The organism is Limimaricola sp. AA108-03, assembly GCF_050847355.1.
In the GTDB taxonomy this organism is placed as follows: Bacteria; Pseudomonadota; Alphaproteobacteria; order Rhodobacterales; family Rhodobacteraceae; genus Limimaricola.
In genome coordinates, this window is the sequence record NZ_CP193755.1 from 1,473,710 (window position 1) to 1,489,647 (window position 15,938).

Below are 15,938 nucleotides of genomic sequence, written 5' to 3' on the forward strand. Positions count from 1 at the left end.
CGCAATATAGGAAAATGCCCCCCATTTCCAACCCCCCGGCTTCACCGCTCCTTAGCCCTGACGCGCGCAGGGTCGGAGCCGGGGTGAGAGGAGGGTGAAAATGTATCTACGAAAGGTCGAGGGACCGCGGGCGGTGACGCTGCCCGACGGGCGCATCCTGACGCGCGCCGATCTGCCGAGCCCGGATACGGAGCGCTGGGTCGCCTCGCGCAAGGCGCGATTGCTGCTGGCGATCACCGTGGGCCTCGTTTCACGGGACTATGCGATCGAGACCTACGGTCTGTCCGAGGAAGAGCTGCAGAGCTGGGAAAAATTGGCAAGACGTCATGGTCCTGAGGGGCTGCGCGTAACGACTATACAGAAGTATAGACAACCGTGAGATGCAGTGGCATGGTTGACCCAAGGTAATACGGTGTTAACCGTCCGGTGGCTTACTCGCCGGCGATGGTTGAACCCGGAGCACGGAGGGTAAGGAATGCGCGTCTTGCTGGTTGAGGACGACCCGACCACGTCGAAGAGCATCGAGTTGATGCTCACCCATGCCAACCTGAACGTCTATGCAACCGATATGGGGGAGGAGGGGATCGACCTGGCGAAGCTCTATGACTACGACCTGATCCTCCTTGATCTGCACCTGCCGGACATGACCGGCCACGAGGTGCTGCGTCAGCTCCGGCTGCACCGGGTCTCGACGCCGATCCTGATCCTGTCGGGGGACGACGACACCGAGAGCAAGCTCAAGGGGTTCGGCTTCGGGGCGGATGATTACCTGACGAAACCGTTCCACCGCGACGAGCTGGTGGCGCGCATCCATGCCATCATCCGTCGTTCCAAGGGGCACGCGCAATCGGTGATCGTCACCGGGGAGGTCGCGATCAATCTCGACGCCAAGACGGTGGAGGCGGCTGGGCAGTCGGTGCATCTCACCGGCAAGGAATACCAGATGCTGGAGTTGCTGAGCCTTCGCAAGGGCACGACGCTCACCAAGGAGATGTTCCTCAACCACCTCTATGGCGGCATGGACGAGCCCGAACTGAAGATCATCGACGTGTTCATCTGCAAACTGCGCAAGAAGCTGGCCCAGGCCACCGGGGGGGCGCATTACATCGAGACGGTCTGGGGGCGCGGTTACGTGCTTCGCGATCCGGAACCGGCGCGAGAGGTGCCGCCGCTGGCCATCGGCGCCTGAACCGCCCCGGCATCTGGACGCTCCCCCGCCGGGCTTCTAAGTTCGCCGCGCGGGCGGCTCGGCCCGTGACGGGGACCGGGAGATGGCTTTGACGGCGGAACAGGATCTGCGGGCGATCGAGGTCGCGACGCTTACCGAGGCGCAGGCGAAAGAGGAGCTCGAAAGGCTCGCCGCCGAGATCGGCGCGGCCAACACGGCCTATCACGTCGAGGATGCCCCCGAGATCAGCGACGCCGCCTATGATGCCCTGCGCGCGCGAAATGCCGAGATCGAGGCGCGCTTCCCGGCGCTCAAGCGCGTCGACAGTCCCTCCGAGCAGGTGGGCGCGGCACCCGCCGAAGGTTTCGGCAAGGTGCCCCACGCGGTGCGGATGCTGTCGCTCTCCAATGCCTTCACCGACGAGGAGGTGACCGAGTTCGCGATGCGGGTGCGTAAATTCCTCGGCCTCGCCGAGGACGCGCCGCTCGATTTCACGGCCGAGCCCAAGATCGACGGGTTGTCTCTATCGCTGCGCTACGAGCAGGGGCGTCTGGTGCGCGCCGCCACGCGCGGCGACGGTGCCGTGGGCGAGGACGTCACCGCCAATGCCCGGACCATCGACGACATCCCCGACACGCTGGAAGATGCACCCGACGTGCTCGAGGTGCGCGGCGAAGTCTATATGAGCCACGCCGATTTCGCCGCTCTCAATGCCCGGCACGCCGAGCGCGGTTCGAAGACATTCGCCAATCCGCGCAACGCCGCCGCCGGATCCCTGCGTCAGCTCGACCCGGAAATCACGAGGCTCAGGCCGCTGCGCTTCTTTGCCTATGCCTGGGGCGAGCTGTCCGCGCCGCTGGCCACGCATCAATACGACGCCATCGTTCGACTTCAGGAACTGGGGTTCTGCACCAACCCGCTGACCCGGCGCTGCGATACACCGGAGAAGATGGTCGAGGCGTATCGCGAGATCGAGGCCAAGCGCGCCGATCTGGGCTATGATATCGACGGCGTGGTCTACAAGGTAGATGACTTGGCGTTTCAGCGCCGCCTCGGCATGCGCTCGACCACGCCGCGCTGGGCACTGGCGCACAAGTTCCCCGCCGAGCTGGCTTGGACCACGTTGGAGAAGATCGAGATTCAGGTGGGCCGTACCGGCGCGCTATCGCCGGTGGCGCGGCTCAAGCCGGTGACGGTGGGGGGCGTCGTCGTCTCTAATGCCACGCTGCACAACGAGGATTACATCAGGGGCCGCGATTCCAAGGGGATGGAGATTCGCGAGGGACGCGACATCCGTGAAGGCGATCGGGTGCAGGTCTACCGTGCCGGCGACGTGATCCCGAAGATCGCCGATGTCGATCTCGGACGCCGTCCCAAGGACAGTGTTCCTTATGTGTTCCCGGATCATTGCCCCGAATGCGGCTCCGCCGCGCCGCGGGAGGAGGGCGATGCCGTCCGTCGCTGCACCGGTGGACTGATCTGCCCGGCTCAGGCGGTCGAGAAGCTGCGCCATCTCGTGAGCCGTGCCGCCTTCGACATCGACGGCATGGGCGCCAAGCAGGTGGAACAGTTCTACCGCGATGGCTGGATCAAGGAGCCCGCCGACATCTTCATGCTTCGCGAGCGCTACGGTACGGGGATGCAGCAGCTCAAGAATCGCGAGGGCTGGGGCGAGAAATCCGCCGCTGCGTTGTTCGACGCGATCGATACCGCCCGCAAGGTGCCGCTGGGACGGATGCTGTTCGGCTTGGGGATCGCGCATGTGGGGGAAGTGGCCGCCAATGTTCTTGCCCGGCATTTCGGAACATGGGACGCGCTGATCACCGCCATCGATGCCGCCGCCAATGAGCCCGCGGCGCAGGCCGAGGACGACAAGGCGCGCAAGGTGGCCCTTCCCGACAGTCCGAACTGGGCCGAAATCACGGGTATCGACGGTATCGGCTTTACCGTGGCGGTGAGCCTCGTGACCGCGCTGAGCCAGGAGGCGGAGCGCGCCTCGGTCGACCGGCTGGTGGCGCAGCTCGAGATCCGGCCCGCCGAAAAGCCGCGCACCGAGAACAGCCCCGTGGCGGGCAAGACCGTGGTGTTCACCGGCACGCTCGAGAAGATGACCCGGGCCGAGGCCAAGGCCCGCGCCGAACAGCTCGGCGCCAAGGTCGCGGGTTCGGTGTCGGGCAAGACCGACCTGCTGATCGCGGGACCCGGCGCCGGCTCCAAGGCGGCCAAGGCCGAAGCTTTGGGCGTGGAGGTGCTCGACGAGGATGGCTGGCTCGCGCTGATCGGCGACGCATGAGCGTCAAGGGCCGCCCCGAGATCCTGTTTCCGCTTTTCGGGGACATCCAGAAGCTCAAGGGCATCGGCCCCAAGAGCGTGCCCGCCTTCGAGGCGGCAGGTCTGACGCGGCCGCGCGACGTCCTGCTGACCCTGCCGCATTCGGGCATCGACCGGGCCCGCAAGGGCAGCATCCGCGAGGTGGTGCCGCCCGCCGTGGTGACGGTAGAGGTCGAGGTGGTGCGCCACCATGCGCCCGCGGCCAAGGGGCGGCCCTGGCGGGTCACGGTGGAGGATAGCGAAACCGCGTTCCAGCTCGTCTTTTTCCATGCCAAGGGCGATTACGTGCCACGGTTGCTGCCCATCGGGGCGCGCCGCGTCGTTTCCGGCAAACTTGAGCTATTCGACGGGCTGGCGCAGATGGTGCATCCCGACCACGTGCTGCCGGTCGAGAAGGAGGACGAGATCCTCGCCTTCGAGCCGGTCTATCCGCTATCGAACGGGATCACCCAGAAACAGATGGCGCGCGCTGCGCAATCGGCGCTGGGCCTCGCTCCCGACCTGGCCGAATGGATCGATCCGGGCCTCCTGCAGCGCGAGGGCTGGCCATCCTGGCGCGAGGCGCTGGGTCGGGCGCATGAACCCCAAGGGGCGGCCGATCTCTCGCCCACCCATCCCGCGCGGCTGCGCCTTGCCTATGACGAGCTGCTGGCGCACCAGATCACCCTTGCGCTGGCCCGCGCCACCGCGCGCCGGGCGCCGGGACGATCCAGTATCGGCGACAGGCGGCATCGCAGGCGCGTCCTCGCGGCGCTGCCCTATGCGCCTACGGGGGCACAGGCCCGTGCGGTGGACGAGATCGCCCGCGACATGGGCGCGGAGAGCCGGATGAACCGGCTGCTTCAGGGCGATGTCGGGTCGGGCAAGACGCTCGTGGCGCTGATGGCGCTGCTCGTTGCGGTCGAAGCAGGCGGGCAGGGCGTGATGATGGCCCCCACCGAGATCCTCGCCCGTCAGCACCTCGAAGGCCTGCAGCCCTTGGCCGAAAGCGCGGGCGTGGTGATCGAGTTGCTTACCGGACGGGACAAGGGGGCGGAACGGCGCCGCAAGCTCGAGGCCTTGGTAGGAGGGCGTATCCAGATCCTCGTGGGCACCCATGCGGTGTTCCAGAAGGACGTGGAGTTCCGCGACCTGCGCCTCGCCGTGATCGACGAACAGCACCGCTTTGGCGTGGCGCAGCGGATGGAGCTTGGCGCCAAGGGGCGCGGCGTCGACGTCCTGGTGATGACCGCCACGCCGATCCCGCGCAGCCTCGCGCTTACCCAATACGGCGACATGGATGTCAGCGTGCTCGACGAGAAGCCGCCCGGGCGCACGCCCGTCACAACGGCGCTGGTCTCGACCGAGCGGCTGGGTGAGGTGGTCGAGAAGCTGCGTGCCGCCGTGGCGGAGGGGCGACAGGCCTACTGGGTCTGCCCGCTGGTCGAGGAGAGCGAGGTCTCCGACATGACGGCGGCCGAGGAACGGTTCAAGCATCTGCGCGCCGCGCTGGGCGAGGGCGTGGTGGGGCTGGTGCACGGACAGCTGCCCCCCGCCGACAAGGATGCCGCGATGGCGCGCTTCGTCGCGGGTGAAACCAAGGTGCTCGTCGCCACCACGGTGATCGAGGTGGGTGTCAACGTGCCTGCCGCCTCGATCATGGTGATCGAGCGTGCCGAGAATTTCGGTCTCGCGCAGTTGCACCAGCTTCGCGGTCGGGTGGGGCGCGGCAGCGCCAAGTCCACCTGCCTGCTGATGTATCAGCCGCCCCTTGGCGAGACCGCGCGACGCAGGCTGGAGATCATGCGCGAGACCGAGGACGGCTTTCGCATTTCCGAGGAGGACCTCTCGATGCGTGGCGCGGGCGACGTGATCGGTACCGCGCAATCCGGCCTGCCGCGATTCCGCATCGCTGATCTGGAGCGCCACGCCGGACTGATGGCCTTGGCGCAGAGCGATGCGCGCACGCTGCTGACCATCGATCCCGCTTTGGAAGGAGAACGCGGACGTTCCGCACGTGTTCTCCTTTGGCTCATGGAGCAGGACCGGGCCATACGGCTGATCTCCGTCGGTTGAAAAATTCTTACTTATTACAACTCATTACCTCGGCTCGGCTGCAATGTTCTCATAAAGTTCTTTACAGGGGCCGCCCTGTATGGGAACAAAGCGGCAACAGGAGCTTGGAGAGAGGAGACGCGGATGGCCCAGGAACTCAAACTTGCAGTGAACCGCTCTCGCGACACCCTCGTCGCCGACGCGCTGGGCGCGGCGTCTCTGATGATCCTGTTGTTCGTCGGATTGTGGCTGCCCGGCCTGATCTGATCTGCCCGGACCCTTTGCCGGTCGCCGCAGCCCTGATCCCGCGGGGCAATCGCGGCGGATCGCCCATCCGTCGCCTCGAAGCCATGCTTCGGCGCGCGGCCGGAGCCCCGAAGGGTCCCGCCTTCGCCGCCGCCATCCCGAAGGATGCGCGGCGGCTTTTTTTCCGTGCTGTCAGACTGCGGCGCGTCGGCGTGCTTCGGCTTCCTCCACCGCCTGCGTCACCGCCTCGATCGCCAGCAGGATCGAGGCATGCCGGTTGCGGTACTCCCGCGCAGGCAGAAGCACCTCGAACCCGTCGAAGGGGGCCTCGGGCACCTGACCGTTTTCGGTCAACATGGCGCGCAGCTGGTCGCGGGCGTGGGCCAGCTCGCCATGATCGCGCCCGATCACGGCACCGCCGACGATCGCCGCCGCTGCCTGACCCAGCGCGCAGGCCTTGACGTCCTGTCCGTATCCGCTCACCCGGCCATCCTCGACCGTCACATCGACCGTCACGGTCGAGCCGCACAATGGCGCGCGCCGCCTCACCGTGGCGTCGGGCGCATCCAGCCGCTCGGTCAGCGGCATTTCCGTCGTCAACGCGAGGATGCGCTGCGAATAGAGCTTGATCAGGTCGGTCTCGCCGCTGGCGCGCTCGGTCATGTTTGCCTCTCGTCAGTCGTGCCTCTAGATAGGCACGACGCCCCGGGATGCAAAAGGTTTGTGCCGATGTTCGACCCCAAGACGCTTCGCTACGACGCCAACGGGTTGATCCCCGCCATCGCGCAGGAGGCCTCCACGGGCGAGGTGCTGATGATGGCCTGGATGAACGCGGCCTCGATCGAGAAGACGCTCGCCTCGGGTCGCGTCACCTACTGGTCACGCTCGCGGCAGGAGTTCTGGGAAAAGGGCGCGACCTCGGGCAACCAGCAGGTGCTGGTCGAGATGCGCGTCGATTGCGACCGCGACTGCCTATTGTTGCAGGTCGAACAATCCGGCCCGGCTTGCCATACCGGCCGGCGCAACTGCTTCTATACCGCGATCCGCGAGGGTGAGGAGGTCGAGTTGACCCGGCCGATGGCGTGAGGCTGCCGGCGTCGGATCTGCGTATTTGAAGAACAAAGTAGCCTAGAAGCCGATCATCTTCCGGATATCGGCCGGGCTTGCCCCTTCGGCGCGGTAGAGGCCGATGGCCCGCGCGTCGTCGCGCTTGGCGAGACGACGGCCGGTTTCGTCGCGGATCAGGCGATGGTGGTGGTAATCGGGGACCGGTAGATCCATGAGCCTTTGCAGCGCCACATGCAGCGGCGTGGCCTCGAGCAGATCGCGGCCGCGCACCACCTCCGTCACACCCTGATCCGCATCGTCGATCACCACCGCAAGATGGTAGGAGGTGCCCATGTCGCGCCGCGCGAGCACCGGATCGCCGACGCTTTCGATCAAGGCGGCGGGGTCGATCTCGCGCGGGCCGGGATCGGTGCCGGTCTCGGTCCAGCGCAGAGGGCCGTCGATCCGGCTCATTGCATGCCGCAAGTCGAGCCGCAGCGGCATGTTCTCGGGCAACGGCCCCGATCGATCATGGCTGCGGCAGGTGCCGGGGTAGATCATGCCGTCGGGCCCGAAACGCGGCCCGCCTTCCTGGGGGGCCGAGGCCGCCTCCAATATGTCGCGCCGGTTGCAGCTGCAGGGGTATAGAAGGCCCTCGGCCCAGAGGTATTGGAGGGATTCGCGATAGACGGAGATCCGCTCCGACTGCCGCATCACCGGCTCGGGCCACTCAAGACCGAGCCAATGCAGATCGTCATGGATCCGACGCTCCCATTCGGGCTTCGACCGCTGACGGTCGATATCCTCGATCCGAAGCAGGAAGGTCCCGCCCTCGGCCCGCGCATGGGCCGTCAGCGCCGAAAAGGCGTGGCCCAGATGCAGGGGCCCGGTGGGCGATGGCGCGAAGCGGGTGACGCGCATTCAGCCGCGCTTCACCGCGCTTTGGTGAATGATCAGCCATGCCAGCAGGATGAAGATCGGGTGGCCCAGACCGCCGGAGATCAGGATCGCCGGGAACCAGATCACCAGCACCACCATGCCGAGGATCACCCGACCGGTGAGCATGATGGCGACGGGCGGTAGCAGCAGCGCGAGGATATAGAGCATCAATCGTCCATTCGTTGTCTGCCCCCGAGATGTGGTCCCGGGGGCCGCGCGGCAAGGGCTCAGGCGCCAGCGGCCTCCACGGAGGTTTCCTGCGCCGCGAGCCAGCCCCGCCAATCCTCCTTGGCACGGTCGGTATAGCCCTTGTAGCGGTCCTTGCGCCCGCGCCGCCCGCCACGCACGCCGTCCAGCGGCGGGAACAGCCCGAAATTCACGTTCATCGGCTGGAACGTCTTCGCCTCGGCACCGCCGGTGATATGGGTGACGAGCGCACCCATCGCCGTGGTTTGCGGCACCGCGGGCACCGAGCCGCCGAGGATCTCGGCAGCGGCGAGCCGACCCGCCAGCAGCCCCATGGCCGCGCTTTCGACATATCCTTCGACCCCGGTCACTTGGCCCGCGAACCTGATGTTCGGCCGGGCCTTGAGCCGCATTTCCGCATCCAGCAGCGTCGGGCTGTTGAGGAACGTGTTGCGATGAATCCCGCCCAGCCGCGCGAAACGTGCGTTCTCAAGTCCGGAAATCATACGGAAAACATCGGTTTGCGCGCCGTACTTCATCTTGGTCTGGAAGCCCACGATGTTGTAGAGCGTGCCCAGCTTGTTGTCGCGGCGCAGTTGCACCACGGCGTAAGGCTTGTTCTCCGGATCATGCGGGTTGGTCAGCCCCACGGGCTTCATCGGTCCGTGGCGCAACGTCTCGCGCCCGCGCTCGGCCATCACCTCGATCGGCAGGCAGCCGTCAAAATAGCCCGCAGTTTCGCCCTCGTGGAACTCGGTCTTGTCGGCAGCCAGAAGCGCGTCGATGAAGGCTTCGTGCTGGTCCTTCGTCATCGGGCAGTTGATGTAGGCGGTACGCTCTTCTTCGGTCTCGCCCTTGTCATAGCGCGATTGCAGCCAGGCCTTCGACATGTCGATGCTCTCGGCATAGACGATGGGGGCGATGGCGTCGAAGAATGCCAGCGCGCCGGTGCCGGTCACCGACGAGATGGCCTCGGCCAAGGCCGGTGAGGTCAGCGGCCCGGTGGCGAAGATCCAGTGCCCGGTCTCGGGCAGATCGGTGATCTCCTCGTAGCTGACCGTGACGTTGGGATGCGCCTTGAGCTGGGCCGTGACATCGGCGGCGAAGGGATCGCGGTCGACGGCCAGCGCGCCCCCGGCCGGCAGGCGGTGCCGGTCGGCGGTCGACATGATGAGCCCGTTCGCGGCGCGCATCTCCCAATGCAGCAGGCCCACCGCGTTCTGCTCGTCATCGTCCGAGCGGAACGAGTTGGAGCAGACCATCTCGGCGAGGTCGCCGGTGCGGTGCGCGAAGGTGCCGGTCTTGGGGCGCATCTCGTGCAGGATGACGGGAATGCCGGCATTGGCGGCCTGCCAGGCGGCTTCGGAGCCGGCCATGCCACCGCCGACGATGTGAAGAGGTTCTGTCATGGCGCCCAGATAGGCGCAGCGGCGGCCAAAGAAAAGCCCCGTCCGGCGAACCGGACGGGGCGCTGTCTCACTCGGTGCCGTCCTCCGGGGCCGCGGCCTCGACCGCGTCCACCGCGTCGCCCTGATCGGCGATCCGCGCCACCGAGACGACCTCTTCGCCACGCCCGGTGTCGAACACCTTCACGCCGCCGGCCGAACGCGAGCGGAACGAGATCCCGTCCACCGGTACCCGGATCGATTGGCCGGCCGAGGTCACCAGCATGATCTGGTCCCCGGTCTCGACCGGGAAGGCCGAAACGATCGGACCGCCGCGCATCCCCTTGTCGGTGGCATTGACGCCCATGCCGCCGCGACCGCGAACCGGATAGTCATGGCTCGACGACAGCTTGCCGGTGCCGCGGGCGGAGATTGTCAGGATCAACGTCTCGGAAGCCGACATCTCGGCATAGCGCTCGGGCGACAGCGCCCCGGCGACGACGCCCTCGTCATCATCCTCGGCCTCAGCATCGTCGGCGATCCCCGCCATGGCGCGGCGCATCTTGAGATAGGCCACCCGCTCAGAGGCCTCGGCCTCGAAATGCGGGATCACAGCCATCGACACCACGTGGTCATCATCCGACAGACGGATACCGCGCACGCCGGTCGAGGAGCGGCCCTGGAACACCCGCACATCGGTGGTGCGGAAGCGGATCGCCCGGCCGGAATCCGTGACCAGCATCACGTCGTCATCCTCTGACGCGATGCGCGCGTTCACGAGGCTGACATTCTCGGGCAGCTTCATCGCGATCTTGCCGTTGCGCATGACGTTGGTGAAGTCCGACAGCGCGTTGCGGCGCACGTCACCCGCGGAGGTCGCGAACACGATCTGCAGGTCGGACCAGTCCTCCTCGGGGCGGTCGACCGGCATGATCGCCGCGATCGAGACGCCCGTGGGGATCGGCAGGATGTTCACGATCGCCTTGCCGCGCGCGGTGCGGCTGCCGAGCGGCAGGCGCCAGCACTTCAGCTTGTAGACCATGCCTTCGGTGGTGAAGAACAGCATCTGGTCATGCGTGTTCGCGACGAAGAGCGAGGTGACGACATCGTCCTCCTTGGTCTGCATCGAGCCCAGGCCCTTGCCGCCGCGCCGCTGGGAGCGGAACTCGGCCAGCGGCGTGCGCTTGATGTAGCCGCCCTGGGTCACGGTGACGACCATGTCCTCGCGCTCGATGAGGTCCTCGTCCTCCATGTCGCCAGCCCAGTCGACGATCTCGGTCCGGCGCGGCACCGCGAAGAGATCGCGCACTTCGCGCAGTTCCTCGCGGATAATCGTCAGGATCCGCTCGCGCGAGGACAGGATGTCGAGATAGTCGCGGATCTTCGCGGCCAGCTCCTGCAGCTCGTCGGTGACTTCCTGCACGCCGATCTGGGTCAGACGCTGCAGTCGCAGTTCGAGGATCGCGCGGGCCTGCGCCTCGGACAGGTTGTAGGTGCCGTCATCGTTCACCGGATGGAGCGGGTCGTCGATCAGCTTGATGTATTCGATGATCTCATGCGCGGGCCATGCACGCGTCATCAGCTTTTCGCGCGCATCGGCTGCATCGGCCGAGGACCGGATCGTGGCCACGACCTCGTCGACATTCGACACCGCCACGGCGAGGCCGCACAGGATGTGGCTGCGCTCGCGCGCCTTGCGCAGCAAGAACGCGGTGCGCCGCGCGATCGCGTCTTCGCGGAAGTCGAGGAAGGCGGTCAAGAAACCGCGCAGGGTCAGGGTTTCGGGGCGGCCGCCGTTCAGCGCCAGCATGTTGCAGCCGAACGAGGTCTGCATCGGCGTGAAGCGGAACAGCTGGTTCAGCACCACCTCGGGCGTGGCGTCGCGCTTGAGTTCGACGACGACGCGCACGCCGGAGCGGTCGCTCTCGTCCTGCACATGGGCGATCCCCTCGATCCGCTTGTCGCGCGCGGCCTCGGCGATGCGATCGATCATCGAGGCCTTGTTCACCTGATAGGGGATCTCGTCGACGACGATGGCGTAGCGATCCTTGCGCAGCTCCTCGACATGGGTCTTGGCGCGGATGATCACCGAACCGCGGCCCTCCAGATAGGCCTTGCGCGCGCCGGAACGGCCCAGCATCAGCCCGCCCGTCGGGAAATCGGGGCCGGGGACGAACTCCATCAGCCCCTCAGAGGAGAGGTCCGGGTCGTCGATCAGCGCGAGACAGGCGTCGATGACTTCGCCGAGATTGTGCGGCGGGATGTTGGTCGCCATGCCGACGGCGATGCCGCCCGCGCCGTTGACCAGCATGTTCGGAAAACGGGCCGGCAGGACCGTGGGTTCGCGGTCCTTGCCGTCGTAGTTGTCCTGGAAATCGACCGTGTCCTTGTCGATGTCAGACAACAGGAACGCCGCCGGGCGGTCCATGCGGACCTCGGTGTAGCGCATGGCCGCCGCGTTGTCGCCGTCCATGGAGCCGAAGTTGCCCTGGCCGTCCAGAAGCGGCAGCGACATCGAGAAGTCCTGCGCCATCCGCACCAGCGCGTCGTAGATGGCTGAATCGCCGTGGGGGTGATACTTGCCCATCACGTCGCCCACGGGGCGGGCCGACTTGCGATAGGGCTTGTCATGCGCGTTGCCGGTCTCGTGCATGGCATAGAGGATACGCCGGTGCACGGGCTTGAGCCCGTCGCGCAGATCCGGGATCGCGCGGCTGACGATCACGCTCATCGCGTAATCGAGATAGGAGGTCTTCATCTCCTCGACGATGGAGACCGTGGGGCCGCTGGGCGCGGGGCGCTCGGGCATGGAATCGTCGGTCTCGGGTGTGTCGGGAATGTCGCTCACGGGGGGAAAGCCTGCTGTCTTGTGACTGCTATATATTGTGAGCCAAACCTATAGCACCCGCGCCATATGGGGCGCAACAGAGGATGCCGCCACCTGCTGGCAGCCGCTGAGGGCAGTGGCTAACAAACTGGGATAATTGACTTTTTGTGGTTTCATGCTGGAATCGAGTGGCGGGGTCAAGCCCGCATGCCACGCAGGAGCCATTCGATGCCGCAGGACCTCTCGGAAACCGAACTGATGCTCAAGGGCTACGGGCTCACCACGGCCGAGCTGTTCTATCGCATGCCCGACTACTGGCACGTGCTCAACAGCTTCGTCTGGCAGGATTACGACCTGGCGCCGGATCATCCTAGATTGTTCGAATTCATCGAGTTCTGGCAGGATGAGATCGAGGGGCCGCTGCACTCGGTTCGTTTCACGCACCGAAAGCTGATCTCGCCGGGTGAATGGCGCAACGTGACCGGCGAGTTCCATTATCATTGAGCGCGGCGCTGTCGGGAAGCCCCGGGGGCGCTGCCCCCGGACCCCCGGCGTATTTCGGGAACAAAGTCGCTCAGGCGCCGCGCGGGGTGGGCCGGTCGAACACCCTGCGACCCATCAGCGAAGCCGCCAGTTCGACCATCAACGCCGCGGTGCGGCCGCGCTCGTCGAGGGAGGGGTTCAACTCGACGAGGTCGAGCGAGGCCACGAGACCGCTGTCGGACAGCATCTCCATCGCCAGATGCGCCTCACGCACCGTCGCGCCGCCGGGCACCGTGGTGCCAACGGCGGGAGCGGCGGCCGGGTCAAGGAAGTCGACGTCGAGCGAGACGTGCAGGATGCCGTCGGCCTCCTGAACGCGGTCGAGGAATTCCGAGAGCGGGCGCGCGATGCCGATCTCGTCGATCATTCGCATGTCGACCAGGGTCGCGTCGCCATCCTCGAGCGCGGCGCGCTCCTCGGGATCGACGCTCCTGAGCCCGATCATGCCGACCCGGCTCACCGGCACCGTCGCCTGCAGCGGCGGAAAGGCGTCGAAGCCCTCGCGGCCCGTGACGTAGCCCAGCGGCGTGCCGTGCAGGTTGCCGGTGGTGGTGGTGTCGGGCGTATGGAAATCGCTATGTGCGTCGAGCCAGAGCACGAAGAGCGGGCGGCCGATCTCCTCGGCATGCGCGGCCATCCCGGCCACCGTGCCGAGCGACAGCGCATGGTCGCCGCCCATGAAGATCGGGAAGCCATTCGGCGCCTGCTCGCGCGCGGCGCGCATCAGGGCCGCGGTCCAGCCGACATTGAGCGCAAGTTCGTGCACCGCGCCGTTGCGCGGCGGTGCGACCTCGACCCGGTCGGGGGCGACGTTGCCGATGTCGGTGACACCGTGGCCCAGCGAGGCGAGCGCCTCTGCGAGACCTGCGGTACGATAGGCGTCGGGGCCCATGAGGCAGCCGCGGCGTCGCTTGCCGCAATCCACCGGGGCGCCGATGAGGATGCAATCTGTCATGCCGGGATCATGGCGTGCCCATAGGTGCGCCGGCAAGGGGTATCCTCGGGTCGCCCTGACGCCGGTGAAGCGCCCTCAAGGCGGATACCTCGCTCAGCTGCGGCGCAGCGCGGTGACCCACAGGCCGACCAGCACCAGCGAGAACAGGGCATTCCAGCTCGCCATCGACAGGCCGAACAATTCCCAGCTCACCACGTCGCACATCACCAGGCGCGGGCCGTCCATCGACAGCAGGTCGCCACCCGACAACGAGCCGAGGCTCTGGCCGGTGCCGGTGCAGCTCGCCGGGCCTTCCCACCAGTCGCGCTCGACCCCGGTGTGGAACACGCCGATGGCGGCCGTGGTCACGGCGGCCAGCGCGCCCAGCAGCGGCAGGACCCGGCCCGGCAGCATCAACGCGATCAGGCCGATGGCGATGGCGATGCCATGCGGCCAGCGCTGCCAGATGCACATGGCACAGGGCGGGTAGCCGAAGGCCTGGAAGATGAAGGCCCCGCCCAGCAGCGCGGCCGAGCCGAGCGTGGCGAGAAGAATGGTCAGGGTGCGGCTCACAAGTACCTCGTCGCGTAGAAACCGGCGAAGAGCATGGCGCAGAAGACGGTGAAGACCAGACCAAGCCGCCGCTCGATGAAGTCCCGCGCGACGTCGCCGAACACGCGCAGGATCGCCGCCACGAGGAAGAACCGCGCCGCGCGAGCGATGATCGAGGAGACAATGAACACCGGCAGCGAAAGCCCGGTCACCCCCGACGCGATCGTGATCACCTTGAAGGGAAACGGCGTGACGCCGGCGACCAGCACGGCCCATGCGCCCCAGTCATTGTAGCGCAGCCGGAACTCCTCGAACTTCTCGGCCTTGCCATAGAGGTCGAGCACCCATTGGCCGAGGCTGTCGAACAGCGCCGCGCCGATCCAGTAACCCAGAAGCGCGCCGGCCACGGAGGCCAGCGTGCAGACCAGCGCGATGACCCAGGCGCGGCGCGGCCGGGCGAGGATCATCGGGATCATCAGCGCGTCCGGCGGAATCGGGAAGACGGAGGATTCGGCGAAACTCACCGCGCCAAGGGCGGGCAGGGCGTGACGGTGACCCGCCAGGGAAATGGTCATGTCATAGAAACGGCGCAGCATGGAACTCGGGTCACCTCTGAAACGTCACCTGTTCAGGAACACGGCCCCGGCGCGGGGTCAACCGGGCAATCGCCCGCAGGGGAGAACGATGACATGAAATGGCGTGGACGCCGGGGCAGCGGCAACATCATCGACAGGCGCCGCTCGGGCGGCGGGCGCGGCGTGGCCATCGGCGGAGCGGGCGGCTTCGGGCTCCTAGCCATCGTGGTCGTAGGCTATTTCCTCGGGGTGGACCTGACGCCGCTTCTGGATGACGGACAGATGCAGGGGGGCGGTGGCGGCGAGATCACCGCCGCCGACGAGGAAGCGGCGCAGTTCGTGTCCGTCACCCTCGCCGATACCGAGGAAATCTGGGCCGACATATTCGCCAACGAGGTTGGAAGGGCCTATGAGCCGGCCGAGCTGGTGCTGTTCAAGGGGGCGACGCAATCGGCCTGCGGCGGCGCTTCGGCTGCCACCGGTCCGTTCTACTGCCCGCCCGAGGAGCGGATCTTCCTCGACACCGATTTCTTCACCACACTTGACCGGCGGCTCGGCGCGGGCGGCGATTTCGCCGCCGCCTATGTCGTGGCACACGAAGTTGCGCACCACGTACAGAACGAGCTGGGCGTGCTGGGCGAGGTCAACGCCGTGCGCCAGCGCAGCGACGAGGCCACTTCGAACGCTCTGTCGGTGCGCATCGAGCTTCAGGCCGACTGCTTCTCGGGCATCTGGGCGCGCCGGGCCGAGGCGATGTTCGGCTCGCTCGAGCCGGGCGACATCGAGGAGGCGATGAATGCCGCGGCTCAGATTGGAGACGACACCTTGCAGCGCGAGGCGGGGCGCACGGTGCGGCCCGACAGTTTCACCCATGGCACCTCCGAGCAACGCCAGCGCTGGTTCGCGACTGGCTATGAGCAGGGCAGTCTCGAGGCCTGCGACACCTTCGCCACGGATCGCATCTGAGGCGCGTTGACGGGATCGCCGGGCCGGTCTATGCGGGTCGGGCTGGCCGGTGTGGCGGAATGGTAGACGCAGCGGATTCAAAATCCGCCGCCCACAAGGCGTGGGGGTTCGAGTCCCCCCACCGGCACCAGCTTTCCTCACGTTTTGATGCGAGGCCGCTCTTGGGGCTGGCTCGCGCCGCGTGCTCGCGATAGGTCCGATTGGC

16 protein-coding genes and 1 tRNA gene are annotated in these 15,938 nt (G+C 66.8%); 9 read left to right on the forward strand and 8 right to left on the reverse strand.

Annotated elements, in window-relative coordinates; translation table 11 throughout:
• Positions 1-100: 100 nt before the first annotated feature.
• The 5 genes from ACRAQ3_RS07230 to ACRAQ3_RS07250 all read left to right on the forward strand — a co-directional run bounded on the left by ACRAQ3_RS07230 (position 101) and on the right by ACRAQ3_RS07250 (position 5,800).
• Positions 101-379, forward strand: coding sequence for a DUF1153 domain-containing protein (locus ACRAQ3_RS07230; protein ID WP_432256174.1), 279 nt, complete (start codon positions 101-103; stop codon positions 377-379).
• A 96-nt stretch (positions 380-475) separates the two neighbouring features.
• Positions 476-1,189: a response regulator transcription factor CtrA gene (gene ctrA, locus ACRAQ3_RS07235; protein ID WP_432256175.1), complete on the forward strand. Its 714-nt coding sequence runs from the start codon at positions 476-478 to the stop codon at positions 1,187-1,189.
• Between the two features lie 82 nt (positions 1,190-1,271).
• A complete protein-coding gene (ligA, locus tag ACRAQ3_RS07240) occupies positions 1,272-3,461 on the forward strand; it encodes an NAD-dependent DNA ligase LigA (protein ID WP_432256176.1) in 2,190 nt (729 codons plus the stop codon).
• Positions 3,458-5,554: an ATP-dependent DNA helicase RecG gene (recG, locus tag ACRAQ3_RS07245; RefSeq protein ID WP_432256177.1), complete on the forward strand. Its 2,097-nt coding sequence runs from the start codon at positions 3,458-3,460 to the stop codon at positions 5,552-5,554. The genes ligA and recG overlap by 4 nt, the downstream gene beginning before the upstream one ends.
• A 123-nt stretch (positions 5,555-5,677) precedes the next feature.
• Entirely contained in the window at positions 5,678-5,800 is a 123-nt protein-coding gene (locus tag ACRAQ3_RS07250) for a hypothetical protein (RefSeq protein WP_269396285.1), read from the forward strand.
• 171 nt (positions 5,801-5,971) lie between these two features.
• Here ACRAQ3_RS07250 and ACRAQ3_RS07255 read toward each other — a convergent pair whose 3' ends face one another.
• Positions 5,972-6,442 carry an iron-sulfur cluster assembly scaffold protein gene (locus ACRAQ3_RS07255; RefSeq protein WP_432256178.1) on the reverse strand — a complete coding sequence of 157 codons (471 nt, stop codon included), beginning with the start codon at positions 6,440-6,442 and terminating at the stop codon, positions 5,972-5,974.
• Between the two features lie 66 nt (positions 6,443-6,508).
• Here ACRAQ3_RS07255 and hisI point away from each other — a divergent pair, with 66 nt between their 5' ends.
• A complete protein-coding gene (hisI, locus tag ACRAQ3_RS07260; RefSeq protein ID WP_269396287.1) occupies positions 6,509-6,865 on the forward strand; it encodes a phosphoribosyl-AMP cyclohydrolase in 357 nt (118 codons plus the stop codon).
• Between the two features lie 42 nt (positions 6,866-6,907).
• Here hisI and gluQRS read toward each other — a convergent pair whose 3' ends face one another.
• The 4 genes from gluQRS to gyrA form a co-directional block, all read right to left on the reverse strand.
• Positions 6,908-7,747 carry a tRNA glutamyl-Q(34) synthetase GluQRS gene (gene gluQRS / locus ACRAQ3_RS07265; protein ID WP_432256179.1) on the reverse strand — a complete coding sequence of 280 codons (840 nt, stop codon included), beginning with the start codon at positions 7,745-7,747 and terminating at the stop codon, positions 6,908-6,910.
• Complete coding sequence (locus tag ACRAQ3_RS07270) at positions 7,748-7,933, reverse strand: hypothetical protein (protein ID WP_085896641.1); 186 nt, start codon at positions 7,931-7,933, stop codon at positions 7,748-7,750.
• A gap of 59 nt (positions 7,934-7,992) precedes the next feature.
• Entirely contained in the window at positions 7,993-9,360 is a 1,368-nt protein-coding gene (gene trmFO / locus ACRAQ3_RS07275; RefSeq protein ID WP_432256180.1) for a methylenetetrahydrofolate--tRNA-(uracil(54)-C(5))-methyltransferase (FADH(2)-oxidizing) TrmFO, read from the reverse strand.
• A gap of 67 nt (positions 9,361-9,427) precedes the next feature.
• Positions 9,428-12,184, reverse strand: coding sequence for a DNA gyrase subunit A (gene gyrA / locus ACRAQ3_RS07280; protein ID WP_432256181.1), 2,757 nt, complete (start codon positions 12,182-12,184; stop codon positions 9,428-9,430).
• A gap of 207 nt (positions 12,185-12,391) precedes the next feature.
• On the opposite strand from gyrA, the gene ACRAQ3_RS07285 reads away from it, so the two are divergent.
• On the forward strand, positions 12,392-12,667 hold the full coding sequence (locus ACRAQ3_RS07285) for an usg protein (protein WP_432256182.1): 276 nt from the start codon (positions 12,392-12,394) through the stop codon (positions 12,665-12,667).
• Positions 12,668-12,737: 70 nt separating this feature from the next.
• Here ACRAQ3_RS07285 and rocF read toward each other — a convergent pair whose 3' ends face one another.
• The 3 genes from rocF to ACRAQ3_RS07300 all read right to left on the reverse strand — a co-directional run bounded on the left by rocF (position 12,738) and on the right by ACRAQ3_RS07300 (position 14,788).
• Entirely contained in the window at positions 12,738-13,661 is a 924-nt protein-coding gene (gene rocF, locus ACRAQ3_RS07290) for an arginase (RefSeq protein WP_432256183.1), read from the reverse strand.
• Between the two features lie 93 nt (positions 13,662-13,754).
• Positions 13,755-14,213, reverse strand: coding sequence for a disulfide bond formation protein B (locus ACRAQ3_RS07295; protein ID WP_432256184.1), 459 nt, complete (start codon positions 14,211-14,213; stop codon positions 13,755-13,757).
• On the reverse strand, positions 14,210-14,788 hold the full coding sequence (locus ACRAQ3_RS07300; protein WP_269396294.1) for a YqaA family protein: 579 nt from the start codon (positions 14,786-14,788) through the stop codon (positions 14,210-14,212). Before ACRAQ3_RS07300 ends, ACRAQ3_RS07295 begins: the two co-directional genes overlap by 4 nt.
• Positions 14,789-14,881: 93 nt before the next feature.
• Between ACRAQ3_RS07300 and ypfJ the strand changes: the two genes are divergently transcribed.
• Both ypfJ and ACRAQ3_RS07310 read left to right on the forward strand, forming a co-directional pair.
• Positions 14,882-15,733 (forward strand): KPN_02809 family neutral zinc metallopeptidase, encoded by an 852-nt coding sequence (gene ypfJ, locus ACRAQ3_RS07305; RefSeq protein WP_432256185.1) that lies wholly within the window; start codon positions 14,882-14,884, stop codon positions 15,731-15,733.
• A 45-nt stretch (positions 15,734-15,778) separates the two neighbouring features.
• A tRNA-Leu gene (locus ACRAQ3_RS07310) sits at positions 15,779-15,863 on the forward strand.
• Positions 15,864-15,938: the final 75 nt, after the last annotated feature.